25 protein-coding genes are annotated in these 24,644 nt (G+C 67.8%); 11 read left to right on the plus strand and 14 right to left on the minus strand.

From position 1 onward, the window contains the following. From ACIO52_RS02610 to ACIO52_RS02660, 11 genes are all read left to right on the plus strand, one after another. Positions 1-867 (plus strand): hypothetical protein, encoded by an 867-nt coding sequence (locus ACIO52_RS02610; RefSeq protein WP_402640987.1) that lies wholly within the window; start codon positions 1-3, stop codon positions 865-867. A gap of 73 nt (positions 868-940) precedes the next feature. Beyond that, positions 941-1,903, plus strand: coding sequence for a hypothetical protein (locus tag ACIO52_RS02615; protein ID WP_402640990.1), 963 nt, complete (start codon positions 941-943; stop codon positions 1,901-1,903). Then, positions 1,900-2,904 (plus strand): hypothetical protein, encoded by a 1,005-nt coding sequence (locus tag ACIO52_RS02620; protein WP_402640993.1) that lies wholly within the window; start codon positions 1,900-1,902, stop codon positions 2,902-2,904. Before ACIO52_RS02615 ends, ACIO52_RS02620 begins: the two co-directional genes overlap by 4 nt. A gap of 163 nt (positions 2,905-3,067) precedes the next feature. Beyond that, positions 3,068-3,847, plus strand: coding sequence for a hypothetical protein (locus ACIO52_RS02625; RefSeq protein WP_402640995.1), 780 nt, complete (start codon positions 3,068-3,070; stop codon positions 3,845-3,847). Further along, positions 3,847-4,794, plus strand: coding sequence for a hypothetical protein (locus tag ACIO52_RS02630; protein WP_402640998.1), 948 nt, complete (start codon positions 3,847-3,849; stop codon positions 4,792-4,794). The genes ACIO52_RS02625 and ACIO52_RS02630 overlap by 1 nt, the downstream gene beginning before the upstream one ends. 213 nt (positions 4,795-5,007) lie before the next feature. Further along, the gene (locus ACIO52_RS02635) at positions 5,008-6,255 is read left to right on the plus strand and encodes a hypothetical protein (protein WP_402641001.1); all 1,248 of its coding nucleotides are present in this window, start codon (positions 5,008-5,010) and stop codon (positions 6,253-6,255) included. An 11-nt stretch (positions 6,256-6,266) separates the two neighbouring features. Continuing rightward, positions 6,267-8,162 carry a type IV secretory system conjugative DNA transfer family protein gene (locus tag ACIO52_RS02640; RefSeq protein ID WP_402641004.1) on the plus strand — a complete coding sequence of 632 codons (1,896 nt, stop codon included), beginning with the start codon at positions 6,267-6,269 and terminating at the stop codon, positions 8,160-8,162. Further along, on the plus strand, positions 8,159-9,013 hold the full coding sequence (locus tag ACIO52_RS02645; RefSeq protein ID WP_402641007.1) for a DUF4913 domain-containing protein: 855 nt from the start codon (positions 8,159-8,161) through the stop codon (positions 9,011-9,013). The genes ACIO52_RS02640 and ACIO52_RS02645 overlap by 4 nt, the downstream gene beginning before the upstream one ends. 2 nt (positions 9,014-9,015) lie before the next feature. After that, positions 9,016-9,876: a hypothetical protein gene (locus ACIO52_RS02650; RefSeq protein ID WP_402641010.1), complete on the plus strand. Its 861-nt coding sequence runs from the start codon at positions 9,016-9,018 to the stop codon at positions 9,874-9,876. Positions 9,877-9,901: 25 nt separating this feature from the next. Then, positions 9,902-10,807 carry a hypothetical protein gene (locus ACIO52_RS02655; protein ID WP_402641012.1) on the plus strand — a complete coding sequence of 302 codons (906 nt, stop codon included), beginning with the start codon at positions 9,902-9,904 and terminating at the stop codon, positions 10,805-10,807. 95 nt (positions 10,808-10,902) lie between these two features. Beyond that, complete coding sequence (locus tag ACIO52_RS02660) at positions 10,903-11,292, plus strand: hypothetical protein (RefSeq protein ID WP_402641015.1); 390 nt, start codon at positions 10,903-10,905, stop codon at positions 11,290-11,292. Between the two features lie 45 nt (positions 11,293-11,337). On the opposite strand, the gene ACIO52_RS02665 is transcribed toward ACIO52_RS02660, so the two are convergent. The 14 genes from ACIO52_RS02665 to ACIO52_RS02730 all read right to left on the minus strand — a co-directional run bounded on the left by ACIO52_RS02665 (position 11,338) and on the right by ACIO52_RS02730 (position 24,623). Next, positions 11,338-12,681 (minus strand): hypothetical protein, encoded by a 1,344-nt coding sequence (locus ACIO52_RS02665; RefSeq protein WP_402641017.1) that lies wholly within the window; start codon positions 12,679-12,681, stop codon positions 11,338-11,340. Further along, entirely contained in the window at positions 12,681-12,821 is a 141-nt protein-coding gene (locus ACIO52_RS02670) for a hypothetical protein (RefSeq protein WP_402641020.1), read from the minus strand. The genes ACIO52_RS02665 and ACIO52_RS02670 overlap by 1 nt, the downstream gene beginning before the upstream one ends. Positions 12,822-13,180: 359 nt before the next feature. Further along, positions 13,181-15,091 (minus strand): hypothetical protein, encoded by a 1,911-nt coding sequence (locus ACIO52_RS02675; protein WP_402641022.1) that lies wholly within the window; start codon positions 15,089-15,091, stop codon positions 13,181-13,183. A 36-nt stretch (positions 15,092-15,127) separates the two neighbouring features. Continuing rightward, positions 15,128-15,631 (minus strand): hypothetical protein, encoded by a 504-nt coding sequence (locus tag ACIO52_RS02680; protein ID WP_402641025.1) that lies wholly within the window; start codon positions 15,629-15,631, stop codon positions 15,128-15,130. 66 nt (positions 15,632-15,697) lie between these two features. Then, positions 15,698-16,531, minus strand: a complete 834-nt coding sequence (locus tag ACIO52_RS02685) for an SAM-dependent methyltransferase (protein WP_402641028.1) — start codon at positions 16,529-16,531, stop codon at positions 15,698-15,700. Further along, positions 16,532-17,341, minus strand: coding sequence for a hypothetical protein (locus tag ACIO52_RS02690; protein WP_402641031.1), 810 nt, complete (start codon positions 17,339-17,341; stop codon positions 16,532-16,534). It abuts the gene before it with no gap. Next, a complete protein-coding gene (locus tag ACIO52_RS02695; RefSeq protein ID WP_402641034.1) occupies positions 17,338-18,663 on the minus strand; it encodes a hypothetical protein in 1,326 nt (441 codons plus the stop codon). Before ACIO52_RS02695 ends, ACIO52_RS02690 begins: the two co-directional genes overlap by 4 nt. Continuing rightward, on the minus strand, positions 18,663-18,974 hold the full coding sequence (locus ACIO52_RS02700) for a hypothetical protein (protein ID WP_402641037.1): 312 nt from the start codon (positions 18,972-18,974) through the stop codon (positions 18,663-18,665). Before ACIO52_RS02700 ends, ACIO52_RS02695 begins: the two co-directional genes overlap by 1 nt. A gap of 46 nt (positions 18,975-19,020) precedes the next feature. Further along, a complete protein-coding gene (locus ACIO52_RS02705; protein ID WP_402641039.1) occupies positions 19,021-19,716 on the minus strand; it encodes a hypothetical protein in 696 nt (231 codons plus the stop codon). Positions 19,717-19,718: 2 nt separating this feature from the next. After that, complete coding sequence (locus ACIO52_RS02710; protein WP_402641042.1) at positions 19,719-19,943, minus strand: hypothetical protein; 225 nt, start codon at positions 19,941-19,943, stop codon at positions 19,719-19,721. A 34-nt stretch (positions 19,944-19,977) separates the two neighbouring features. After that, on the minus strand, positions 19,978-20,601 hold the full coding sequence (locus ACIO52_RS02715) for a DUF6262 family protein (RefSeq protein ID WP_402641045.1): 624 nt from the start codon (positions 20,599-20,601) through the stop codon (positions 19,978-19,980). Then, positions 20,598-22,808, minus strand: coding sequence for a tyrosine-type recombinase/integrase (locus ACIO52_RS02720; protein ID WP_402641048.1), 2,211 nt, complete (start codon positions 22,806-22,808; stop codon positions 20,598-20,600). Before ACIO52_RS02720 ends, ACIO52_RS02715 begins: the two co-directional genes overlap by 4 nt. 359 nt (positions 22,809-23,167) lie before the next feature. Then, a complete protein-coding gene (locus ACIO52_RS02725; protein ID WP_402641050.1) occupies positions 23,168-24,352 on the minus strand; it encodes a tyrosine-type recombinase/integrase in 1,185 nt (394 codons plus the stop codon). A gap of 49 nt (positions 24,353-24,401) precedes the next feature. Further along, positions 24,402-24,623 (minus strand): hypothetical protein, encoded by a 222-nt coding sequence (locus ACIO52_RS02730; RefSeq protein ID WP_402642190.1) that lies wholly within the window; start codon positions 24,621-24,623, stop codon positions 24,402-24,404. Positions 24,624-24,644 lie beyond the last annotated feature (21 nt).

Here is a 24,644-nt window from a genome sequence, read left to right on the forward strand (position 1 = left end):
ATGTTCGCCCCGACTCCGATCCAGGCCAAGCTGCTCATGGGCATCCAGAACCTGGCCGCCGACGACCAGCACCTGATCGCCACCTCCCAGACCCCGGGCGGGCCCGGGCTATCACCGGTCGCGCTCGCGCACCTCGACGTCAGCCGCCGCACGCGTGCTGAGCTCGAGGTGGTGGCCGCGGCGGTGGGTGTGCCGGGGTCGGTGATCGCCTACACCCGCGCTGCCGGGGACCGCGGGCACCGGTGGCGGCCCGGGCAGCCGCTGCTGAGCAGCGAAGTCATCGACCGCGACACCCTGCTGGCCGGGCACCTCGGCTCGGTGTGGCAGTTGCAGCAGATGGCCGGTATCGGCGCCACGATCGCGCTGCAAGGAACGGTGCCGCGCGACGGATTCGAGGCATTCCGGCATGTGATGGGGGCGAGCTGGCAACGCGTCGGCGCCGTCGGCCACGCCCTGGACCTGACACCGAGCGAACGCGAGCACGTGTGGGAGCCTTCGGCGCGGCCGTGGACCGACCGGGTCGCCGAGACAATAGGGGAGCTCGAACCCGCCGCGGTGACTCGGGCCTGGCGCGGGATCGTCGAGACGAACTTCGTGACGGCGGCGGTCCCGGTGCAGATGCTGACCCGCGCTGGAGTCACTGCCGAGGACATCAACGCGCAACTGCCGGTGCTTCCCGATCGGATGGTCGAGCTCGCTGCGGCGGCGATGCGGCCACGCCCCACACTCGACGCCGCTTTCGGGGCCGACATCAACGCCGCGATCGAAGCGACCGCGACCGCCGTCCACACCGACCCCGACCTCGACGACCACATCGGGCCGGTGCCGGAACGGCCGCGCACCCACGACCTGGGCCACGACCCGTGACCAGGGTGTGCCCACCCACTCCCAGACCGCTGAGCCCGAAACACCCAGTCATTCACCCTGATCGGAGGAACCGATGAGCAGTCCGCTCTCGGGGGCCGAAGAGTTGCCGTCGTGGCAGCTTCGGCTCCTCGAACGCATCCAGGCCACCAGCTACATCCACCACCGGACCCTGTTCCACGGCTACCCGCAGTATTCGCCCGCCGAGTCCGGCCCCAACAATGCAGGCCCCAACATTGCGCTCGAACGGTGGCGCACCAACCTCGCAGCCTTGGAGGCCGAACGCGGCGAGATCGAACTGCACGCCCATAGCCTCGACATCCCCCAACCCATGATCGACTACGCCATCAAGACCGGCGGCAGGGGAGTGCGGTGGGGCGAAACCCCCGAAACAGCGCGACTTCCGCTGGCCCCGGTAGGCGAGAACTTGACGCGCCTGCATCTTCTGGAACAGATCTCCGGTGATGTGTGGAAACTCGAGCACGCCGCGCTGGTGCGCGCGGAGTACCTGCATCGCGTGCACACCGTCGCGCTGCCGGACAACGAGGCCGGTGAGCGTCAGCTCCACGACAACATGGCCGCCCTGTGGCGGCGGATCAAAGGCACCGCTTCCCTGATCGATCTCGACGCTGGGACTGCTCAGCAGTTGTGGGGTCGGGGGCCGGAGTCGTGGAAGCGGCTGGCCGAGTTGACCGCGGCCTCCTACACCGACGCCGAGCTCCAGCAGCGCTTAGGGGAACTGTCCTGGAAGGGGATCGAGGCCGAGGTCTCGCGGGTGTTCGACAACCAAGCCGCCGGCAATGTCACCGAACTCCAACTGCCGACACCGTGGCAGGTCGCCGCGAACGCGGAAAAGGCGTTGGTGGCGATCCGGCTCGCCGACAGCGAAGCCGGACCACAGCCCGGCCGCGACATCGGAACCGCGGTGGAGGCCACCGGCGCCGGGACCGAGACGCAGTGGGAGCCCGACCCCGAACAGCGACCTCGACCACCCGACCGAGACGCTGGTGCGGGCCGGGATCAGGGGGTGTGGTCATGATCGGCGAATGGGATCCTGATGCCGCACCCGCGCGATGGACCTCCTGGTCGCATGCGGTGTCGGAGATGTTCGATGTCGCTCGGCAGGTGCGCGACGTCGGGCCCGAAAGCGAGAGTTCGCGCCAGCTGTGGATCGCGCGGGTGGCCGATTTCGACGCCCTCGCGGCAGACATGCGAAGCGACGCGCTGGCCGATGGCGCCGATCCCGGCTGGATCGAAGATGCCTGCTTGTTTGGTATTCAGGTCGGCATCGACCCCGGTCCGCCGGGTTGGCGCCATCGGCCCGCACGCCAGCATTCGACCGAGGTGTTCTTCGTCGATCTGCTGCATCTGGACCTGTGGCATCTCGAACGGACCGCCGCGCTGCAACTGGCCTACGAGAAGCGAGTGAGGTTCCGGTCCGGCGATGCGCGGGCTGATCTGGAGCGTGAACGAGCATTGTCCGACCGTACCGATCTGCGCCGGCGTCGCGTTTCGGGTGTGGTGGCCGGGGCCCGGATCACCGTCCAGGAGGGCGAGGAGCTGTGGGGCACAGGTGCCGAATGGATGCGGCGCATGCACGCGGGCGCGGTGAACCGGATGAGCGAGGACGAACTGGCCGAGATGTGGAATGCCTACGCCGATGCCCACGTGCCGCTGCTCTGGCCCCCCTACCTGCTCACCGACCCCGATACCGGAAAACCGCTGCGACCCAACCTGACCGAGCCTCCGTCGACGGAGAAGATGATCGCTCAGGCAGCGGCGGCGTCGGCGGCGGTAGCGGCAGCCGCGGAATCAGCGGCGGCGACTGGGAGGCGTACTCGCCGTGGCGAGGACACCGATCAGCCCGGCGCCGATTCCTCGATCGCCGCCGCGGTGCAGGCCACCAATCCCGGCTCATACCGTGATCCCGAACGCCCGACCGGCCTCGACGGGAAGCCGGAGACCGAACCCGAGCCGGAACTGCCACGGGCAACCCCCGTATGCGATCTGGGTCTCGATCATCGGGGCCGTGATGAGTAGCGGGCAGTGGGATGGCCATGACGATGCCGCACGTTTGAGCACGCTGCTGCGCCGCGTGGAACACCTGGCCGGGCAAGCCCACTTGGCCGGCAAATCCGACACGGCGCAGGCCAGCGATACCGGAGCCCGACGCGTCGTGTCGGCGGTGCCTCCGAGGTGGAGGATGCTCTCGGCCGAGGACCGGCTTGTCGTCGCCGAGCAAGCAGCGATTCGCGCCAACGCCGATCGGGGCTGGGTCGAGGACGCCCGCACGGTCGGCAGGCTGCGGGCCGAGAACCCCAGCGATCGGGTGCTGCGGTATTGCCCTCCACGCAGTCTGGGACACGAAGTGTTCCTGGCGGACCTGCTCGAGCGAGACGTGTGGCTGATGGACCGGATGGCGGCATTGCACGTCGGCCGCACCGAACGCATCGCGGCCGGGAATTGGCAGGCAGGCCACGACCCGGTCAGAGAGATGGCACTGATCGAGCACCTGCACGTTCGCTACTCCCGCGCGAGAAGGATTGTGCTGGGGGTGCAGATCACCCCGGACGAGGGAGAGCTGTTGTGGGGCAGCGGCGCCGAAGAGGGCCGCCGAGACCATGCGCTTGTGGTCGCGGCGATGAGCGATCCGGAGCTGTCGGCCCAGTGGCGGGCCTTCGCCGATGATCCGGCTCGGCTGGTGTCGCGGGCGTACCTGCGCCTAGATCCCGTGACCGGACAACCGTTGTGGAGGGAGCTGACCGCACCGCCGGACCCGGAGGCGATGATCGCCGCCGCCGTCGAAGCACACCACACCATCGGCGCAGCCGGTCAGCGGGTCGCCGGTGCCGAGAACCGGATCAGCGCGGCGATCCAGGCCACCGGCGCGGACGCCGGTGGCGAGTGGCTCGAAGCCCCCACCTCGACATCGCCCGACCACCACCAGGGCCCAGCGGCCGGACGAGACCCAGGGGAGTGGTGATGACCAGTAGTGGAGAACCTGAATCCCTTGCCGCACAGCAAGGTCGGCTGCTGCGCCGCATCCAAGCGCTGGCGACCGAGCAACACCGCGTCACCGAGGCCGGGCCAGCGATGTTCGCCGACAGCGGCGGCGTCGATCCACCGGCGCTGGTGTGGCAGCAGCGCCTCGACCACCTCGACAAGGACCGCGTTCAGACCGAGCACGAGGCGTTGCTGGCCGGGATCGACCGCGGCTGGATCGAGGACGCGCGCGAACTCGGCGCGCGGGCGACGGAGGCTCCGGAGCGGGCGGTGACTCGTCAGCATCCTGAGCGGGCGACCGGCGCGCAGGAGTTCTACCTCGGGATGCTCGAGATCGACCTGTGGCATCTGGAACGGATGGCCAGCCTCGATGCCGCCCGCACCGACCGGATCGCGACGGGGCGGTGGAGTTTCGACGCCCCACCCGAGGCCCAGCACCAGTTCTACGCGAACATGTTCGCCTACCACCAGCGGGTCACCGTGCTGGCGGCAGCAGCCGAGCTCACCCGCGGGGAAGGCGAACTGATCTGGGGAGCGAGCGTGGAAGGACTGCGCCGCGGCCACATCGCCGCGATCGGTCATCTCGACGAAACCGCACTGGCCGCCGCGTGGAACGCCTACGCCGCACCGGATCCGATGCTGCGGGTGCCACCGTATGTGCCCACCGAAACGACCGGCACACCGTTGGCTGTTCCGCCGACGCCCCGGGAGATGCTGCTCAACGCCAACACCGCCTTGCGGTCGGAATTCGTCGCTGCCTCCCTCGCCGCAGCGGCGGCGGAGGAGGCCGAACCGTCCGGCACCGCGATCACCAACGCGGTCGACGCCGCGCTGCGCGGCGACCACGAACTGGACTGGGCCACCGACACCGACACACCACCACAGCGCGAGGCGGGCAGCGAGGTGAACCGGGCACCAGAGATATAGCACGACCCGAAAGTGTGTGTTCTGTCGGCGTATTCGGCTAGGGGGAACTGGACCGATACGACCGAACCCGACCCGCTGGGCCTCAACACACCCGCCTGAGGGTGTGGACGTTTTCTCGATCCGAGGAACCGCGATGCCCCACCACCATCAGCCCATTCTCACCACCGGCGTGCTTGAACTGTCCGGCCGCGATCGCCTCGGCGGGGGATCGCGATGAGCTGGATAACCCAAGGAACCCGCTACACCGACCCCGCCTACTACCGCGACAGCGCCACCCCGACCGAGGCGCAGCTGCGCGCCGACTTCGCCACCTATCACCAGCTCCTTGAGGTGGCAGCCTTCGGTGAAACCCCTTTCGACATTGTCGAATACGCTGCCCGCGCCCACGATATCGCTCGTTCGTGGCAGCACGAATCTCCGCCTGAGCAGCGCGCGCTGTGGCAGCAACTCAGCGCTGCGGCCGAGGCTTGGAAAAGCGATCCCGAAGCTGCGCGTATCGAGTTCTCGCGCCTGCAGCAGGCGTTTATCGAGGGCAATTCCGGCATCGAGCCTGACGCCATCCGGACTCAACGCCAAGCTGCGGAGATCACCGGTCACCTCGAGCCCGTCCACGATCACTCGGGCCAGGACGGTGCTCGGTGGCGACCTCGCCACCTCACCGTGGTTCGCGACCGCTCGACCGCCACCGGAGTCCTGCAGCCGGGCGCGGCGGACCGAGCACTCGGCGGCCGGGCAGCCGGGGAACTGAGTCTGGCCGAGATCGACGCCATCATCGACGCCACCGACGACCTGCTCACCGCCGAAGAAGCCGCCGGTGATCTCGATCGCGGCACCGACGAACTCGACGCTTTGATCCCGCCCGGACAGCGTTCGGCGCCCGTGCGCTACGACTACACCGCCGCACATGACCAGCACAAGGCTCACATCCAGGCCCTGCGCCGGGTCCAAGACCTCACCGCCGAACACCTGCGCCTGGCGAGCCAATTCGACGGGACACCCGAGGGCGGGCAAGCACTGATCGACCGCCTGGAAACACTGATCGACGCCACCCACCGCGCCCGGCTGGAAGCCGTCGCCGTCGGGGCCGACGAGCACGACATCACCGCGGCCTACCGCGCCGGCCTCGACGGGCACTACTGGTCACAACAACCCGGCGTCCCGCACTTGGGGCAGCTCGATCAGCTCCTCGGCAACCAAGAGCCGGGCCTCGCCGAAATCAGCACGCTGCGTGCCGAACCCGGCGTCGAGGTCGGCCAGCCACCTGAGCTCGCTCTGGCCGCTGGTGCCGAATTCGCGCACCCACCGAGCGCATCGACGTCGATCCATCGTGCCGGCGCGGTCATCTCGAGCGCGGTCGACGCTGCGCTGCCCGATGGCGGCGACACCGGATGGAGCAGCCCGGAGCTCACCGGGGTCATCGACGCGCCCCACCGCGACCTCGGCGCCGACCCCCACTTCTGAAAGGACCAATCATGTTCTCTCCCCGTGAAACCCGACGCCGTGACAAGACCGGGATGGGTGAGGAAGCCGCCCTGCTGGCGATCCTGCTCGCCGTGCTGATGTTCGTGCTCCTGGTCTGGGCGGCCCTGAAGATCGGTAGCTGGTGGACCGGACAGGCGATGTCGTGGAACCCGTTCGCAGCTCTCCTGTCGGTTGCCTCCGGCCAGGCGGGTTGGCCGTGGCAGTCCACCCCGATCGCGGTGCTGCTGCTGTGCGCCGCCGGGGCACTGGCTCTTCGAGTCCTCCAGGTGTTCGGCACCGATCGGGAGGTCGACGCTGCCGCGCGGACGATGCAGCGGCCCGGCAAGATCCGCATTGCCCGCGCCGTCGACAACCTCGCCGACAACCAACGCCTGCTCAGTGATGCGCCGGAGCAGGTGCGAGCCAACCCTGGACCGTTGTTGGGGCGCACGGTGATCGGGGATGTCGCCCTGCACGTGCCCGCCGAGCTCGGTGTCACGATCGCGGCCGGACAGCGCACCGGCAAGACGGTCGCCTGGGCGATCCCGGCGGTGCTCTCGGCATGGGGGCCGTGCCTGGCAACCAGCAACAAGCCGGACCTGTACCGGCACACTGTCTACGGGCGTGAGCAGGTCGGTCGGGTGTGGGTGTGTGATCTGCAAGCGGTCACCGGCACGGTGGTGTGCGGTTTCTGGGTGAACCTGTTCACCCAGGTCGCCAGCCTGCCCGCCGCACGCAAACTCGCGGGGTTCTTCGTCTCGGGGTCGGCGGGGTCGGCCAGCGAGATCGCGAACGCGAAAACCGACGCCTACTTCGACGGCGGCGCCCAAGAACTGTTCGCGCTGTGCACCTTCGCCGCCGCCTGCGTCGACGGCGATCTGCACCATGTGGCTGACTGGCTGGGCCGCGACCAGGACCCGACCCCGGCATTGATCCTGCGCCACTACGGCCACGACCGGCCCGCCGCACGAATCCTGGAATGCCAAAGCCTCTACGCCCGCCAGCGCGACGGCCTCTACGACATGGCACGCCGTTTCCTCAACGTCCTCTCCGATGGCGGCTACGCCCAGATGGTCACACCCCCGGCCCGCAAGATCTTCCAGGTCAGCGAAACCACCGCTAAGGCGACGGATGGCCGGACGAGCAGTGGCGGCAAAAGCATCACGATCGCGAACGGGATCCGCGTCGAGGTCACCGAGCTACCCCGTACGCACGAGTTGCCGGAGTTCGTGCCGACGGAGTTCGTGACCTCGAACGACACTCTGTATCCGTTGTCGATGACCGGGCCGGACGGGGCGACTCCGCTGACCGCGGCCTTGGTCGGCCAGGTCCTGGAGGCCGCGTTGACCACCGCCCGCGCTCGCGCGGACGGACGGTTGCAGACCCCGCTGCTGTGTGTGCTCGACGAGGCCGCCAACTGTGCTCGCATCAGCGAACTGCCCAGCTACTACACCTATGCGGCGGGGTGCGGGATCATCTTGATGACGATCTTGCAGGTCCTCGAACAGGCCGAGAACCTGTGGGGGGTCAACGGCTGGAAGACTATGCAAGCCCAGTCGATCGAGGTCTACGGCGGGTCCATCGCCGCCCGCGACTACCTCGAGCACTGGTCGGCGATGGCCGGACAACACGACGTGTCCGACCGCACCCGCACCTACACCCCACAAGGCATCCAACGCACCCTGGCCTGGCGGCCCGAACCCATCCTCGACGTCGCCATGCTCGCCGCGCTCCCGAAAGACCGCGCCCTGGTCCGGCTGCCCGGACACGGCCCCGTCGTCGTCCGCAAAGTCCCCTGGTGGGACAGCGGCTACGCACCCCTGGTGAACACCTCGATGCAACGCTTCGGCGGCGGACCGGTCTCGCTGCTCAAGGCAACCTCGGCGGCAGGGGAGGCGCGGTCATGACCAGTCCGAACCCAGCACCGGCGGCACCGACGAACGCTTCGATCCCGCCGCAGTACCGGCATTTCACCGAGTTCGCGCACGAGTGGATGCTGCCCACGGTCAGTGTCCGCCTGGCCGAGGCGAACCGGGAGAACACCTACACCTGGTGCACCCACTGGTGGGCACACCGGCCGGTGGCGGTGCGGGTCGCGCACCTGCACACCGCATTCGAGGCCATGCGCCGCTCCAAGGCCGGATCCGCGGTGAGCACGTTCCTGCTCTCGCACTTCGACCCCCACGTCGCCCACATCCTCGATGCCGCCCACGGGCCACTGCACCGGTGCACCCGCACCCACCACCAGTCCACACCCTCGTTGCCGTTCGACCCGGTCCCACCCGGCTGGTTCGGCACCCGACCCGAACCTCCGGAGGGCCAGCCGCCCAGGAAGTTTCGGCACTACAGCGAGTTCATCGAGCAGTGGCTGCTGCCGGTGACCTCGGTGAGGATCGCCGCGAACAACCGGGAAGGCCAGTACACGTGGTGTCGGCAGTGGTGGCGCCACCAATCGGTCGCGATCCGGTTCGCCGGCCTGCACGCCTGCTTCGAAGCCGCGGTGAAAGCCGAGGACAAGATGGCGATGAGCAGCCTGTTCGTCCGCCACATCGACCCCCAGATGCGCCATGTCCTCGACGCCGCCAACGGCCCCCTGCACCGATGCACCCCAGAACACCACATCGACAGCCCCGGCCTGACCGGCGAAGCGATACCGGCGAACTGGTTCGGCCCACCCGGATCGACGATCCCGGTCGAGCACCGCGGGTTCGGCCCGGACTTCCGAGCCCTGACCAGCCTGGAAGGGGAGAACGAATGAACATGGTCAACGCCACCACGGTCCAGAAGCGAATCCTCAAGGCACTACAGAACTTCGCGGCGGAATCACACACGCTGCTCCGACAGCAGCGAGCCGACGGTGCGACACTGACACCGGAGCAGAGGAAGGACTTCGAGGATCGCGCCAGACTGCAAGCCGACTTCGCTGAGGCTGCTATCGCGGGTGGAGTCCCGCGTGAATGGGTGAGCCAGGCCGGGGAGCGCGGCGCGAAAGGGATCGGCTGGAACACCAACCTGTTCTTGCGCCCCGCCGCCCCGATCGACCGCGACGGCCTGTTGTCGCGGCTGAGCGGTGACTGGGATCGATTGGCGCGCTTCTGCGGAATCCATGCCGCCCATACCCGATTCGCACCGGCTGCGGATCTGCCGCAGCGCGACACGGTGGAACACGTGATCTCGACACTGTGGCGCAGGTCGGCCTTGGTCGGTGCACTGTTGGGCGTCGATGCCGCCGAAGGGGACCAGCGCTGGCCGCTCCAAGGCTGGATGGATACCGCAGCCTCGGCCGCGGCCGAGATAGGCCGTGATCAGGTCGCCCGCCAGTGGAGCGAGATCGCCGCCACCGACATCACCGGCTACGCGAACCAGTCGATCGTGCTGGCACAAGCGGGAATCAGACCCGACCTGCAGCTCGCGCCACCGGAACCGCATACAGTGCTGTCGGAGCTGGAGCAACTGCCCGCCTCGTCGGCGATGCAGCCGCTGTTCTCCGACGGCGCGCGCATCGATGCGGCGGTGGACGCGACCGGAACGGCCAACACTCACACCGGTGACGACCCGCTGATGAACCCACCCACGTTCAGCCACGGAGCGACACCCCCGGCGCCGGGGGTCGAGCTGTGACCGGCCGATCGACTGGGACCGGTCCGTGACGAGCCCGCCACCGCATCCCCGCCTCGTCGCCGACCTGCCGCCTGCGCAGGCAGAGGTCCTCGCCCAGATCCACGACCTCGCCCGCCGGGGCGCGGTGATGCGCCGCGAGCAGGACCACTCCCCAGAACTCGCTCAGCTGGACTGGGATCGCAGCCTGGCCGAAGCGACCGCCTCGGCCCGTGGTGTCCCCGCTGTGTGGATCAATCAAGCCAGAGAGCTGGGAACGAGAAACCGGGCGTGGCGGCCCAGCATCGTGTTGCGGGACCCGCCGAAGAACAACGTGGTCCGTCGGGGATACGGGCGCGTGGTCGACGACACCCGCCGGCTCGCCGACATGGCCGCGGTCGCGGTGGTCCGCGAGCATCACCTCTACAGCATCGGAGTCGACACTGATCCCGAACCGGTAGTGGCACACCAGCTCCGGCGCAACATGGAGGCCCTGCGGACCCGGGTCATCTACACCGCCGACGCGATCCACATGAGCCCGGCGCAACGGGTCCGCAGCTGGACGGTCACCGACGCCGTCCTGGCCTCCCGAGTCCACGCCCACCGCCACCTCGCTGCCGAGGACCTGACGGCATTGTGGCGTGACCTCGGCACACCCGCGGTCGCCGCGAGCGTGCGCTCGTCACTGTCGAGCCTGCGGCGCACCACCACACCGGGGACCGAGCTGGACATGGCGCCAGCGACCGCACAAGACCTCCTGGCCCGCGCCCGCCAGCAGCTTGCGGCGGTCACCACACCACTACCAGCGGCGGCCGAGCCTGGACAGGTGATCGATGCCGCCGTCGCCGCGGCGTTGCCCACCGCGGCCTACGAGCCGGAGACGCCCGGCGATCCCGAGCTCGGATCATCGGTCGACGCACCAGGGCCGCGCCTCGCGCCGGGCTACGACCTCTGATAGCCAAGACATCCCGGCCGCCGCGACACGGTGGCGACTACACCCGTCGCGGGTACTGTGGGCGCTTCGAATCCACCTGGTCGAGGAGCGTCGCGTTGAGCCAGCCCGAGCCGCCCGAAGTCGTTGAACTCGAAGCCGTCCTGATCCCGGAGACGACCACCTTCCACATCAGCGAGAGCCGACATATCGTGGTCGCGCTCGCTCTGTTCGCCGAGACCGCGACCCTGCACACGGTCATCGTGATGGCCGATAACCTCACCGAGCCTTTGGCTGACTACGTCCTCTTCGGCCTTCGTGATGAACGCGGTATCGAGTACCGGCGGATGGGCGGCGGCCACGGCGGCGTCGGTATTTCCGTCGAAGCGCGTGCGCGATTCCGGCGGCCGGACCGACACTGGCCCCTCGCGCTGACCGTGTCCTGGAAAGGGAGCAAAGCCAACAGTGAAGGCGATCTCTTCACGGTGCCAGTGCCGTCACGTGCCTAGCCAACTCCCTGAATCCCGGTTGATCGCAGGGGCCTGCGCCCGCGGCTATGGCGTTGGTGTGCCGCCGAGTGCTCGGGTGATCCTGTCTTCGACTGCGCGCGCGACGTAGCGGTTGATCGCCGCGTAGCGCCGGGAGAGGAACCGCCCGAACCGGTTGCTGGTCGAGAGCGCGGGGTCGTAGAGCCACAGGTACAAGAAGATGATCTCGAAGTTGAACGCCGCCCCGGCCAGCAAGGACCCGCGCTCTGCCAGCAGCAGAACCGACACGGCGAACACGAGCGAGACGACAACCCCGCTGACTCGAATGAACTTCCGGATGACGGTGTGGCCTCCCGGCCAGGTTGACGCGCGCGACGAGATGATGCCGTAGCTGCGCAGGAAGGACCCGCCGATCAGGAGGACGGAGTTGATCACGAACAGGATGGTCAGCGTCGCCAGATTCAGCCATACCAGTTGAAAGACGCCATCACCGATCGCTACCCGGATCACCTTGATCAACGCGATCGTGGCAGCCGCCACCGCTAGCGCGTAGAGCATGCTGGTGGTGACGATGCGCCACCGCTGAGTTCCCGAGCTGGTGGTGATCGGGTGTGTCACGGCGTGCTGCCTGCCGAGATCGGCGAGGAGGTCGTTCATCTTCTTCACGCCCGTTTGCTGGCGCAGTGTCGAGAAGTAGCGCCCGGCGGACATGGATTGCACGCGCATGTTCGCGACACTGATGCTCGCGCACAGGTAGGCGAAGAACACCGAGATGGCCTTGGTCAGCACGTCCTCGTCGACGGGGATGACGAACCAGGTGACGATGCTCATGTACAGCGCGACGATGGACAAGCCACGCGAGACGGCATCGACGCGCAGCTGCCAGTATTCGAAGACGGTTCCCGAGTCCGCGCGTCGGCCCGCCCCGGCGGCGAGGACGACCGCGATGTTGATGGTGGCGTTCGTCGCGACGATCGCGATGACGGCGGCCAGGACGTCTTTGCTCGACAAGCCGGAGCCGAAGAAGTTGCGTTTGTCGGCGGCGAACGTGTCGGGACTGGCCCACCAGATGGCCCCGAACAGAGCCAGGGTCGCCACGGTCAACGCGGCCGTCGACACCGCGATGCGTATGGAGCGATCGGTGGTCTCGGTGTCGATCCAGTCGTTCATCTCGACGGAGCGATCGCGGTCCTGGCTCGACACCGGCGGGAGGTGCGGATCGTCATCAACGGCAGGGGCAGGTGGGGGCGGCGTGGCGTGCTGTCCTGCCCACCGGTGGGCACTGATGCCGACCAGCGCGGAAACGAGCGCCATCGCCCCGCCGAGGGCCAGGAGCTCGTTTCTCTGCCGGGAACGACTGGCTTCGGTCGGGCTCGACTCCGCCGCGGCCTCGCCGTTGTCCGGGGTCATCAGAACGGTATCAAGGTGATCAACGGCAGCAGTGGCTTCAGCGGAACCAGGTCAATGACAATGCCCTTCGCCTCGATTCCGCCTCCGTAGTTGAGGGCGACTGAGCCTTTCTCGATCCATTCCGCCAATCTGTGAAACATCTGGACCACCTCGCAAGATAGATGCCTGCATATTCGGGAAAGTGACGTGTGATCGGAGCCCGCCGCTTCCTCGCGACCCAGCGAACGATTAGTTGCGCAAACGACCGAGAATTATTCTGGGACAGGAAGTTTCGGCTCCGAAGATCGACTTCGAGACTACGTCGCTGCCCGGTAGCCTGCCACCGTCCTGACTGATTCTCAGGTGATTGCGAGGATGCCCCTTTCGGAGTGGTGCATGGGCCGGGCCCGGCACCGAGGAATGGCTATCCCGCAACATATTCCAACCGGTCGGCACGATCAATTCCGATGCAGTGCCCGCAGCGCGACGGAGCTGAGACAGTGGGCGCCGACGCCCACGGTCACCGCCCTCGTTCCTGGCCTCGGCCGCGTTCTTGGCGTTCTGGTCCGGTCGTTCGGAATTGGGTGCCGCGCTCGCGTGCCTCGCGCTGCTTGTTCTCGACCTCGGCGCGGTCGCGTTCGAGTTTGTCGAGGGAGCCGGCGAGGTCGTGGCCGCGGCTGGACATCTTGAGCAGCTGGTTGGTTTCCACCACGCCCAGGTCTTGTCCGCGTTCGACTTCGCGGATCTGGTCGGCGTAGTAGGCCTCGAAGCTGTTGGGGCCAAAGTAGAGCTTCTCGTTGGGGCCGACTTCGAGGGTGTAGGCCTGGGTGTCACGATCCCATCGGGCCTGCCCCTGCAGCAGGCCCTGGATCGCGCGCGGGTCGACCTGCTTGGCCAGGGTCTGTTTGTCCAGGCTCAGCGCCGCTGCCGCGCGTTCGACCTGCCGGGTCGTTCGCGCCGCGGTGGCGGGGTCCTGGCTGCGCAGCTGCTGTGCTTGCTCGCGAGCGGCCTGTTCCACGCGTTTGTTGTGGTCGTCGACAATGCGGGTGAGTAGCTGGTCTTTCTGGAGGGCCTTGGCCTGGCGTGCCGCGCGGGCGCGTTCCTCGGCCCGGATTTGTTCGGGAGTCTTCGGTGGCGGCAGTGAGTTGGTGTGGTCGGCGGTGCGCGTCAGGTCCGCGACCAGATCGCGGTCGTGGGTGCTGCGTCGTTGTTCGAGGGCTTTGGTGGCGGCGTCACGGTATCGGGTGGGGACCAGTCGTGCGAGGGCTTGCTGCTCCTGCTCGCGTTCTTCCCGGTAGTGGGCACCCAGTTCTGTGGTGACCGTGACAAACTCGCGGATCCGGACGGCCAGGTTGCGGGAGCGGCCTTCACCGACGTCGCGGGCCCGGATCCGCTGGAGTTGTTTTCGCAGGTTCCTGCGGTCGCGCAGGGGTACCTCGGCGGCGACCTTCCGGGTGGCGGTGCCGACGATTTCCTGGTCGACGCGCGAGAGCATTCTGGTCATCGCCTCGAGGCGCTGCTGGCGTTTGTGCGCTTGGGCGTGTTCGACGACGAGGCTGTCGCGTAGCCCGAGTCCTGCTTGCTCGCGTGCGGTCTTGTCGATCTGCTGGGTTTGCTGCTGATCGAGCTCGATCAGGTTGGCCAGCTTGTCGCGGACACCGAGCAGCGTGTGCAGCCCGAGCGGTGTGCCTCGACGTTTGGCCTGGTCGATCGCGCGCCCGGCCCCGCGCAGCGCACGGAACGCGGCGGTGAGCTCAGGTGTGCGGCCGACCTGCTCGATGACCTTGCCGAGCCGTTCCACCGCCAGCGCCCGCACGATCGGCCGGCCGAGCTCGACGGCTTTGTCGAACTCCTTCTCCGACAACGCGATGATCTTGAACCTGGTCGGATAGGCCTGCGCCAGACGCTGGGCTTCACGCATCACGTCCGGGTGCGGCGGGCGGGCGGCGCGGATCACGTACTCGCTGACCTGCTGGGTTTGGCCCGTTCGGAGCAGGTGGTCTTCCTTGCGGAGTTGTTTGAGCCCGTCCTCGCGATTGACCGACCCGGCCTTGTATTCGGTGGTCGTGAGGACCCGCTGTTTGCCGAACACCTCGGCGATCAGGGCGACATCGTGGCGGCGGGTGCCGAACGGGGTCGGCCGGGCGTGCTCGGTGCGCCAGCCCTGCTCGGCGGTGCGGCCCAACATGATCTGGTGGCCGTACATCATCATGTCGTGCAGGGTCTTCTGGTCACCCCACTGCTCGACTTGACGCTGCCAGCTCTGCGGGTCGCGTACCGCGCCGATCGACGACGGAGAGGCGTTGTCGGGGATCTTGCCCAGCACGTAGTCGCGGTGGAAGGTGTCACCGGTCGGGGTCAGGCCCCGATCGGTACGCCCGACGACGTCATGCTCGTCGCCGCTGCCCCCGGGACCACCCGGCCCGGTCACCGGGTGGCCTCACCCGGATCCGGCTCGCTGCGGTGATCAGGTGTGGTCGAACCCCTGGCCGCTGTGGCGATGATCGGCGAGGGTTTGGTCGAGGCAGCGTGCCAGTGTGGTGCCGTCGCGTTGGGACAGCGCCAGAAGCAGAAGGGTTTCCGGTTCGATCCAGGCAGGCTGGTGCGGGATTTCCAGCGCCGGGCCCGGTGGGTTCTCGAACAGCGTCTGGACCCACACCCACTTGCCCTCGCCGAAGGCTTCGAGGAAGACGTGGCCGATCCCGCGAGACATCCGATCCAACAGCGCTCGCTGCTCGGCGCTCGCCGATCCGGTGATGTCGGGGAACGCGACCAGCGCGGCCGCCTCGATGAAGGAGAGCCCTTCGGCCGACCACGGGTCCTCGAGGTCGGCCAGTCCGGGTGTTTGGGCGACCAGTCGGGCCAGCTCGGCAGGTTCGTCGGCCAGCCAGTCCCCGAACTCCGGTGAGGACTGCCAGTCAGCGAGTTGCTGGTGCTGGGCGTCGGTGTAGGGGACGGTGTCGTCGTCCAAGACAGGTGCCCTTCCGGTGCGTTCGCGACGGGTGGATGCCGGTGAACCATGCTGATCGTATCCAGTTCACCGGCGACGTAGCTGGCCCACCGCGGCGTAGCAGCACACCACCGGCTTCGGCCACACCTGCGAACCGTCCTCGACTCCAACGATGGCTAGGTCGGGTCGCCACAGATCCGCGGTCACCAATCCGGGCTCGAGCAGCTGCAGTGGCGCCAGCATCTGCTCGACTTGCTCGCGGTCGCGTGGGCGGTAGCTGATCCCGGCCGACGCCCAAATCGCTACCGCCGCGTCGATCTCGTGTACCCGCAGGTCGGCGGCGGTCTGGGTGAACACCAGCCAGGTCCCGTCCGGGAGCAGACTGGTCAGCGATGCGAGGACCGCGGGCGCGTCGGGGAGGAACTCGGCGGTCCCGGACAAGCACACCGCGGTCGGCAACCCCGGTTCCAGCACCGACCCGATCCGTTCCAGGACATCGGTGGGGTTGGTCAGGTCGGCGTCGACGAACACGGCGCCGGCTCCGGTCATCAGGGCGCGGGCGTGGCCGGCGACAATTGGGTCGTGGTCGAGGTAGACGGTGCGCGCGGTCGGGGTTTGGTTGCGGGCGACCTCGTGCACGGTGGGATCGTTCGGGTAGCCGCATCCGAGCTCGACGATCTGGGTGACGCCGTGGTCACCGACCAGGTGTTCGACCGCGCGCAACAGGAACAAGCGGGCCTCAACGATCGCGACCCTGAATGTGTTGATGGCGAGTAGTCGCTGCGCGATGATCTGGTCGCTGCTGTAGGCGTCCTTCCCGCCCAACAGCGCGCTGAAGACCCGTGCCGGGTTCGGCCGCCCCTGATCCACGAAGGCGACGGGGTGCGCGCCGCTGTCGGTCGGCGCTGGGGTGTCGGCCATCTATGGGCCCTCGCTGATGGCGGTGATCTTGCTGGTGCCGTCGGGCTCGGTGGCAGTGTGGATGATCAAGGTCGCCAACAACTCCGGTAACTGCCCGGGGCGTTGTTCACGGACGTGGACCTGCCAGCGCGCCGGGGAAGTCGGCACGATCGACACGCAATAGCGCGTCCCCACCGGCACGGTGTCGATCCCGGCCTGAATCTCCTCCGCCGGAGGAACTTTCGCGTCCGCGGTGACGAATTCACGGGCCTTCGTCCCGGAGCGGTCGACGTAATAGGCGTGCTGCACCGCGAAGATCACCGAGACCGCGCTGGTCGTGTCACCGGCGTCGGCGCCGGAGGCTAGCGCGGTCGTGCGTGTGTGCGGGCAGTCGGTGATCGCGTGTTCAGGCGCGGTGGTCGGCGCGACGGCGGGCACAGTCAAGGGCGCGGGCAGCAGTGTCTCCGTCGGGTCGGCGGAGGGCTGCTCGGTGTCGGGCAACACGGCCAGGACCACGACCAGGCCGAGAAGGATGACGCCGAAGGCGGCGGCGAGTTCGGCGATGACTCGACCCGGGCCGCGCTCGGAGCGTGCACCGGGGAAGTTGCGGCCGACCTGCCGGAACCCTGGTGACGCGGCGGGCTTATCGTGGTCGCCGGTGCGGTCGCTGGGTTGGCTCCAGTCCGACCAATCCCCAACCCACCCCACATCATCGTCGGCGCCCCAGCGGTCGTCGGACTGCTGACGGTCGTCGAAGCGGTCGTCGAAGCGGTCGTCGTCATCGGTGGCCGGTGCGGTGTAGCGGCGCAGATCCAGCGGACTGTCTGTCACGACGGCACCGACCCGATCACCGGAACCACAGCTTCTGCCGGGCCACCGCCGATCGAGGACGTGCCCATCATCCCCGCCTGGGCGCGCGGCTTGTGCTCCCCCTCGGCCCCAGCGGCGGCCAGCCCGCCTGCCGGTGGGACCACCGCGGTCGTCGGCGCGCCCGCGGTGTTCGGAACGACCCCTGGCTGGGTGCTCGCGCCGGACCCAGCCGGAGCCGCCGGTTTCTGCTCGGCCGTGTCCAGGACCGCAGCGGTGTCGGGCTTCGGCGCGGTGGCCGGGGACCCTCCGGTCGTCCCGGTTCCGGTGTTCGTTCCGGTCCCGGTCGGCTTGTCGGAGGTGCCGAAGTTGATGACCGGCGTGCCGGTCGGCGCGGTGGTGGGATTCGTGGGGCTGCCCGTGCTGGTGCCGGTGGCTGCCGGTGTGGTGGCCGCGCCGTCGCCGTTGGTGTTGCCGGTCAGCGCGGCGGTGATGGTGTCTCCGGCCTCGGTGCCGAGGGTGTCGATGGCGTGGGTGGCGACCCCGGCGCCTTCGGTGATCAGGGTGGTCAGGACTTCGGCGCCGGAGGTGATCAGCTGGGTGCCGACGGTGGCCGCGGCGTCGATCGCAGCGGTACCGAGGGCTTGCTGCATCGCGATCACCGGATCGGTCGACGTCGTCGTCGTATCGGCTGCCAGGGTGGTATCCGAACCGGTCGTGGCAGGGTCGGAGCTGTCGTCGTCGGTGGTCAGCGACGGGTCGCCGGTGGAAGGGCCGCCACCGGTGCCCAGGCTCGACTTCGGCGTCGTGTACTTCTCGCCGAGCTTGCTGCTGTAGGTGTCGTAGTCGGCCTGCGCGCCTTGCACGGTCGACAGGGCGTTGCTATACATTTCGCGGGCGAGGTCGATCACCTGCGTGACGCCCTTGTCGTTGGGCGAGACCTTCAGGATCTGGCGGGCCTGGGTCGCGAAGTCGTCGAGTTCGGCACCCAGCGCGGCCGCGGCGGCGGTGTTGGTGCCGACGGCGGCGTCGATCAGCGTCGCGAATTCCCCGGAATCGGCACTGCTGTCGACGATCTGGGCGCGGGTGCCGCGGATCGCCGGGATCGCGGCATCCGCCGCCGCCGACGTCCACGTCGACTCGAGATCCGACATCGTCCCGCTGTACGGGGCCTCGGTCGCGTCGAGCTGGCCGATGGCGGTGCTGAGCAGTGTGACCGCGTCGGTCGACTCGCCGGTGCCGTCGAACGCGCCCCGCAACTCGGTGATCGGTTTCGACAGGTAGGCGATGATCGCGTCCGGATCCGGCGCCGACGTGGTGGTGGAGGGTTTGGTGCGGGTGACCATCACGCCTCCTGATCGACGGCGGTGAGGGTGGCGGCGAGCTGCTGGTCGTGCCCGGTCAGGGTGGCGTGGCAGACCTCGACGTGCCCGGCCTGGGTTCTGACCGCGCTCACGCACCCGTTCAGGTGGGTGGCGTGGTCGTTCATCGCGGCGATCAGCTGGGTGCGGAAGTCGGCGCCGATGAGCCCAAGCCCGGGAACGACCGACGCTGCTGATGTCGTGGACTGGGCGGCGGCGGCGAGGTCACCGACGACCTGGGTTCGGGCTACCGCCACGAACTGCTGCGCGGTGGACGGATCGAAGTCGAGCGACATGGTTTGGCCCCCTGAAGATTCGGTGCGAATGGGTGTGGTTGGGATGTCACAGTGACGAAGGTCGCGCAAGTCTGGGCATGGTGGATCGTGGTGGTGCTCGTCGAATCGGTTGCGGCAGTGTGGCTCTGCTCGGGTCGGTCGGGTCCAGCAGCGCGTCGATGTCCAGGACCATCCAGGTGGCGAGGTTGAGGTGGCGGGCGCCGAGCGCGGCGGCGGCGATGGCTTCGACCAGTACGAGGCGATCGGTGCCGATCGTGCTGAGCTGTCGGGGTCGTAGGCCGTAGTGGGCGAGCAGCCCGACGAGTTCGCGGCGTGCTCCGTGGACGTCGACGGCCAGATCGAGCAACGCCAGCGCTGTGGGGCGTCGGGAGTGGCGGCGTGCCCAACGGGTCGTCAATGCTGCGACGGCCCGGGTCTGCTCGTAGCGGCGCAGGTGCGGGAGCGGGTCGAACGCCGCCAATGTGCGGGCGCGACGCCGGACCTGATTCAGGCCGGTCACGAACTGGCGATGCACCCCATCACGGAAACCGTGATGGACGAACAACTCCCACGCCACCACCGCCGTGCGCATGCGGACATCGCGAGCCGTCGTGCGGTCGGAGGCCGGGAAACTGAGGTAGGCCAGGGCGGTCGCGGTGGGCGAGAACGCCACCCCGGCCACCGTGGCGTGGGCGATCCCGCCGGGCAGCCGCGAGGTCGGCAGGCTGCGCAAGATCCGGGCCGGTTGGGGTGGGCGCGTCACGGTCAGTTGCCGATCATAGCGTTCATGATGGTCCCGGCGCTGGTGGCGACCGCGCCGCCGATCATGGCTCCGGCGATCATCTTCGGGGATTCCAGGCCGCCACCGGTCCACTTCTCCCACGCGAACTTCCCACCGGCGTAGGTATTTCCGACTGTCGTAGTGTGTTTGTTGTCGGCGACGTTTGTGGTTGCGTGGTGAACATGTGTGTTTCGTTGTGACAGTGTCATATGGCGTTGCCCTTCTTGCGGGTTGATGGGAGGTTCAGTTCGGTGAGATCGGAGGGTGGAAGCGTTCGCCGAGTTGTGCTTCCAGGCCAGCGACCCGTTCGTCGAGGAATCGGCTGTTGTCGCGCGCAGCGGTGAGCCGCCCCCGCAGGGATTTGTTGTCGCTGGAGAGATCCCGGACTTGTTTGTGGAGGTCGGCGTTCTCGGAGAGCACCTGTGTGACACCGTCTTCTGGGAGGTCGGCCTCGAGGTCCCGGATGCGTCCGAGCAGTTCCGCGATGGCGGTGCGCTGCTGGCGGATCTCGCGGTAGGCCGCATCGACCTCGGCTTCAGCGTTGAGCGCGCGATCACGCCAAGCGGTGTCCTCGACGATGTCTGTGCACTGGAGCTCGTTGTCGGCCGGTCCCGCTTGGGCTCGAGCTCCGGTGGGCCGGTGAACGCCGGTTGCGTTGGCTGCGTGGATGAGCGCGCGGGCTTGCTTGTTGGTGTAGAGGAACGTGCGTGAGACCTCCGCGTTTCGGGCGAGGCCGGCGACGGTGATCGTGGTGTTGTCGTTGGTCATTTGTGTGATCGCGTCGCCGAGGCGGTCGAGCATGGCGGCGGTGGTGTTGCGTCGTGCCGCGATCGCGGCGGCCGTTTGAGTCGGCGGTCGTGTGCTCATGCCGGCCCCTGCTCAAGTCCGGCGAGGTCGTGGGCGAGGAAGTTCGTCGACCACACACGATGGAAGTAGTTCTGCGGTCGGCGCAGGTCGAGTGATAGTGCTTCGTTGAGCAAGCCGAGTCCGGCGAGCGCCTTCTCCAGTCCGGCGATAGCGCGGGCGGTGGGTTCGAACACCTGATGCAGGTATTCGGCTGTGGCGTCATCGGGTGCGCGTTCGGCGATCGATCGCCACTGCTCCTGCTTGCGGCGCCAGTAGAGCAGGTCGGCGCCGGAGAGCACGAACTTGTCGCAGTTGTGGCAGTCGAGCTGCCACGGGCAGGTGCCACCACTGACGACCGGTTGGAAGGTGCAGAATCCGCCGTCGGTCGGTGTCGACCGGCGAGACAGATCCAGAGCGAGCGCGAGGGCTTGCTCGCGGGTGAGTCGAGCATCCGCACTGGTCAGCAGCAGACCGGGTTCGGCGGCACCGGGGCCGGCGACCCAGACGGTGTGCAGTGCGTCTTCGAGGTCGGCGTTGGTGATGGAAACGTAGTGCTGTGCCATGCGGTCGCTGATGTGGCCGAGGTAGCGGCGAATGTGCGCCAGGCTCGCGCCCGCCCGCATCAGGTTGGTGGCCAAGGTATGGCGGGCTTGGTGGGGAACCGCTGGTCCGAGATCGAGTTCGGCCACCCATTGCTGGAATCGTCGGCTGAACACGGCGTAGGAGATCGAGCGGGTCTGGTCGGGGTTGCCCACCGGAGACGGGAACAGCGCCAGCCCGGCGCGCTCATCCGGGGTGGGCAGCCGAGCGAACCGATGCTCGAATGTGGCGACAGTTTTGGATTGGCGCGTCAGGATGCGGTCGTGGAGCGATTGCGGGATCCGGATTCCCGCGTTGAGGTTGCCGACCTTGGTCTGGTCATGCCACAGCAGCGGCATGCCGCCGTAGACTCCGACGCAGTCCAGGCGCAGTTCGGTGACTTCACGGCAGCGCCGCCCGGTGGCCATGACGATCTCCCAGAAGTCACGCAGGCCTTGATCCTTCGGATCATGAGCTGCGAGCCGTTCGAGGTTGTGCTCGGCCGACAGTGCTTGGGCGACGCTGTCGCTGAACGGGTTTCGTGACTGTGTTGCGTCGTTGCCGCCGTTCGGGATGGCGGTCACGAAGCCTTGGGCGAGTCCGAGCTGGGCGGTGCGGCCCGTTTCGAACGCCCAGTACAGGACCCGGCGGACGTGGTTGAAGCAGGCACGTCGTGTCGCGGCGGTCACCTGGTGGGGTTGTCGGTCGCTGCGGAAATCGGCCAGCGAAGCCAAGCCGTGGCGTTCGCGATGGCGTTGATCGGTGACGAACTCGACCGCGTGGTGGGCATGCAGCAGCGATGGTGTGTGGCCACCGCCGGGTGCTCGTTGGTGCAAGAACGCGCCGAGTTCGTTGCAGGCCCGACGCAGTTGGTCGAACACTGCCCGCGAGGTCGGGCAGTTCGCTGATTGCAGTGTTTCGGCCATGTAGTCCCACAGAAGATCCCGCAGCCACCGCTGGGGCACGGTGGTGAGGTCGAAAGTGCTGACCGCATAACGGAATCGGCGACCGAAGTGATCGGTCTCGATGTATCCGGCCTCCTTCGTTTCGGCGGGGCTGGTGTAGATCAGCCGCAGGGCCTGGCTGATCTCACCGGCGATGATCCGCACCCGCGTACTCATCCGCGGCTGCCCAGTACGGGGACGAGGTGTGGTGTCGAACAGGGTCAGTGAGGAATGGCCGGCCTCGCGCGCCATCGTGGCGAGCCGTTGAAGTGCACTGAATTCCCACATCGCGCGGCGCGGGTTCAGGGCGTGGGTGTGCAGGCCGTACTGGAACTCGGCTTGGACCAGCGGAGGCAGTCCCCGCAGGTTCAGCACGCCGAACCGGTAGACGGGTTCCTGCTCGACGCACCAGCGTGCGTATGCGGCCTCATCGGCGACAACCGGCTGCGCCGCTGCGGGCCGGGTTTCTTCGCGTGTCCACGCTTGGTTGCCATACGCACCGCCCGGCCGACCGGCTTTGTAATAGCGCTGCCGGTGCAGCTCACACAACCCCAGTGACGACACGGCGGTGTAGGTGCACACCCGGCAGAGGCATTCGCCGAAACCGCGCTGCGGGTTGCGCTCGGCGACCCATGCCTCGAAGTCGGCGCCGACGTTGCGGGAGCAGAACCAGCGCCACGCGTAGTGGTGGGATTCGCACAGCATCGTGTCTTTGGACTCGGCGGGCCGTTCCGGGCAGATTCGGCACACACCGAACTCGATGCCCTCGGTGGCCGGGAACGGTGTGGCGGTGGCCAGGAACTGTGCTCGGGTGAGCCCGGATTGTTGGGCGGTCAGCCACTGCTGGTGATGGGTGTTGCAGCTCTCGGACTGATTGCGCCGTGTGCGTCGGCAATCCGGTACCCGGCAGCCCCACCCGTAGACGGGGTGATCGGCCGGTACCTCGATCACCTCCGTGCGGAACAGGGGATCGAAGCCGGGAGCGGAGATCAGTGCGGTCAGCAGTTCGAAGCGGTCGCGGCCGCGGCGGTTGTGCTGAAGACTGGGCGCCAGTGTCAATTCGATCACCGCTGCCCCCACACGTGGTCCAGGGCGGCTGCGAAGGCAGGGTCGTCGACATCGGTGTGGGCGTAGACCTGCTCGACCGTGGTAGCCGAGGACCACCCACCCGCATCGCGGGCGATCACCGTATTGCCACCGGAGGCCTCGAGGACCTCGGTGGCGAAGCGGTGCCGGAACTGGTGCGGGTGGACCGCGGTCAGACCGAGGTTCCGCCCGGCACGCCGGACCACCCGCCGCGCGGCCGTGGTCGACCACGGTTGCCCACTACCGCGGCCGTGCAATTGGACCAGGAGCATTCCGTGGTCGACATCGGCGGGGTATTCGGTGCTCATGTACTCGAAGTAGGTGTGCACCATCGCAGGGCTCGCACGGCGGACGAGGCCGCCGGTGATCGTCGCACCCACCAGTTTCCAGGGGTGTTTGGTCTTGGCGCGGGCGCGATTCGGGTTGAGTTCGCGGTGGCAGATGTGGACATGCGCGGGTCGGCACTGCCCGCAGTCCGCGCCCTCGCGCAGATGCAGATCAACCAGATGCAGGCCACACAATTCCCCGATGCGGAACCCGCCATCGGCCAGCCATGTCACTGCCATCCGGTCCCGAGCCTTCGGCAGCACCGCGACCAGGCCGGCGCGTGCTCCCTCGGGCGCGAGTTTCGGATGGCGCCGCCTGCTCACGGTCGGCGCGATCGGATTCGACGGAACACGAGACGTGCTGTGGCCCAGCAACATACGTTCGCGATCCGCCTTTGTCGGCAGCCGCCGTCGCGTCAGGTCGGCGGCCAGTTTCGTGTTGACTTCGCGTGTCCCGAGGTGGGTGTAGAACTTCTTGAGGCAGGCTGCGGCGCCTTCGAGTCTGGCCGGGCCGTACGCGGTCTTGCCGGCGCGCCAGGGCAATCCATAGGGCCCAGCGAACTCCGCGCCGACCGCACCCATGTACCGATGCAAGTCCTGCACTGTGATCTGCTCGATGACCAAGCCCTCATAGGCCAACCAGCGCAGGTGGTCGACCAGCAGGTGTGCGTAGGTGCGATCCGTTCCGCCCGCGCAGGTGCGCAGGAAAGCGTCAGCGCGGTCGTGGACCCGGCACTGCGGGTCCACGATCGTGTACATCCGTCGACCGGTGCCGCGGACGATCTCCTGGACTCGAAAATCGTTCAGCACCAGCCCTTTGAACCTGCCTGTGACCATGTAACTCCCTCCGTCGTGAACATGACGAACACCGACCGTCCGTGATCGGTCAGCAGAGAGATAGACCATCCAGGTCCGGGATCTGCTGTACGACACGGACACTCCCGGCAGAGGAGGAAAAGTAGGTGATGGCGATGACCCCGGAGAGCAGGATGAACCAGGTGAAGTAGCGCACCAGCTGGACGATCTTGTCCGACATCGGTGGTGCTTGCGGTGTCGGATTCAATAACTGCGCCATCAGGTCGTAGCTGGCCAGCAGGACGGAATGCATCGAGATCCTTTCGGACGAACT

The organism is Nocardia sp. NPDC087230 (assembly GCF_044744725.1).
In the GTDB taxonomy this organism is placed as follows: Bacteria; Actinomycetota; Actinomycetes; order Mycobacteriales; family Mycobacteriaceae; genus Nocardia; species Nocardia canadensis.

What these genes read in the sequence shown, in the direction of transcription:
- ACIO52_RS02610 (WP_402640987.1), top strand. Translation starts at nt 1, where the DNA reads ATGTTCGCCCCGACTCCGATCCAGGCCAAGCTGCTCATGGGCATCCAG.
- ACIO52_RS02615 (WP_402640990.1), top strand. Translation starts at nt 941, where the DNA reads ATGAGCAGTCCGCTCTCGGGGGCCGAAGAGTTGCCGTCGTGGCAGCTT.
- ACIO52_RS02620 (WP_402640993.1), top strand. Translation starts at nt 1,900, where the DNA reads ATGATCGGCGAATGGGATCCTGATGCCGCACCCGCGCGATGGACCTCC.
- ACIO52_RS02625 (WP_402640995.1), top strand. Translation starts at nt 3,068, where the DNA reads ATGCTCTCGGCCGAGGACCGGCTTGTCGTCGCCGAGCAAGCAGCGATT.
- ACIO52_RS02630 (WP_402640998.1), top strand. Translation starts at nt 3,847, where the DNA reads ATGACCAGTAGTGGAGAACCTGAATCCCTTGCCGCACAGCAAGGTCGG.
- ACIO52_RS02635 (WP_402641001.1), top strand. Translation starts at nt 5,008, where the DNA reads ATGAGCTGGATAACCCAAGGAACCCGCTACACCGACCCCGCCTACTAC.
- ACIO52_RS02640 (WP_402641004.1), top strand. Translation starts at nt 6,267, where the DNA reads ATGTTCTCTCCCCGTGAAACCCGACGCCGTGACAAGACCGGGATGGGT.
- ACIO52_RS02645 (WP_402641007.1), top strand. Translation starts at nt 8,159, where the DNA reads ATGACCAGTCCGAACCCAGCACCGGCGGCACCGACGAACGCTTCGATC.
- ACIO52_RS02650 (WP_402641010.1), top strand. Translation starts at nt 9,016, where the DNA reads ATGGTCAACGCCACCACGGTCCAGAAGCGAATCCTCAAGGCACTACAG.
- ACIO52_RS02665 (WP_402641017.1), bottom strand. Translation starts at nt 12,681, where the DNA reads ATGACCCCGGACAACGGCGAGGCCGCGGCGGAGTCGAGCCCGACCGAA.
- ACIO52_RS02670 (WP_402641020.1), bottom strand. Translation starts at nt 12,821, where the DNA reads ATGTTTCACAGATTGGCGGAATGGATCGAGAAAGGCTCAGTCGCCCTC.
- ACIO52_RS02685 (WP_402641028.1), bottom strand. Translation starts at nt 16,531, where the DNA reads ATGGCCGACACCCCAGCGCCGACCGACAGCGGCGCGCACCCCGTCGCC.
- ACIO52_RS02695 (WP_402641034.1), bottom strand. Translation starts at nt 18,663, where the DNA reads ATGGTCACCCGCACCAAACCCTCCACCACCACGTCGGCGCCGGATCCG.
- ACIO52_RS02700 (WP_402641037.1), bottom strand. Translation starts at nt 18,974, where the DNA reads ATGTCGCTCGACTTCGATCCGTCCACCGCGCAGCAGTTCGTGGCGGTA.
- ACIO52_RS02710 (WP_402641042.1), bottom strand. Translation starts at nt 19,943, where the DNA reads ATGACACTGTCACAACGAAACACACATGTTCACCACGCAACCACAAAC.
- ACIO52_RS02715 (WP_402641045.1), bottom strand. Translation starts at nt 20,601, where the DNA reads ATGAGCACACGACCGCCGACTCAAACGGCCGCCGCGATCGCGGCACGA.
- ACIO52_RS02720 (WP_402641048.1), bottom strand. Translation starts at nt 22,808, where the DNA reads ATGCTGTGCGAATCCCACCACTACGCGTGGCGCTGGTTCTGCTCCCGC.
- ACIO52_RS02725 (WP_402641050.1), bottom strand. Translation starts at nt 24,352, where the DNA reads ATGGTCACAGGCAGGTTCAAAGGGCTGGTGCTGAACGATTTTCGAGTC.
- ACIO52_RS02730 (WP_402642190.1), bottom strand. Translation starts at nt 24,623, where the DNA reads ATGCATTCCGTCCTGCTGGCCAGCTACGACCTGATGGCGCAGTTATTG.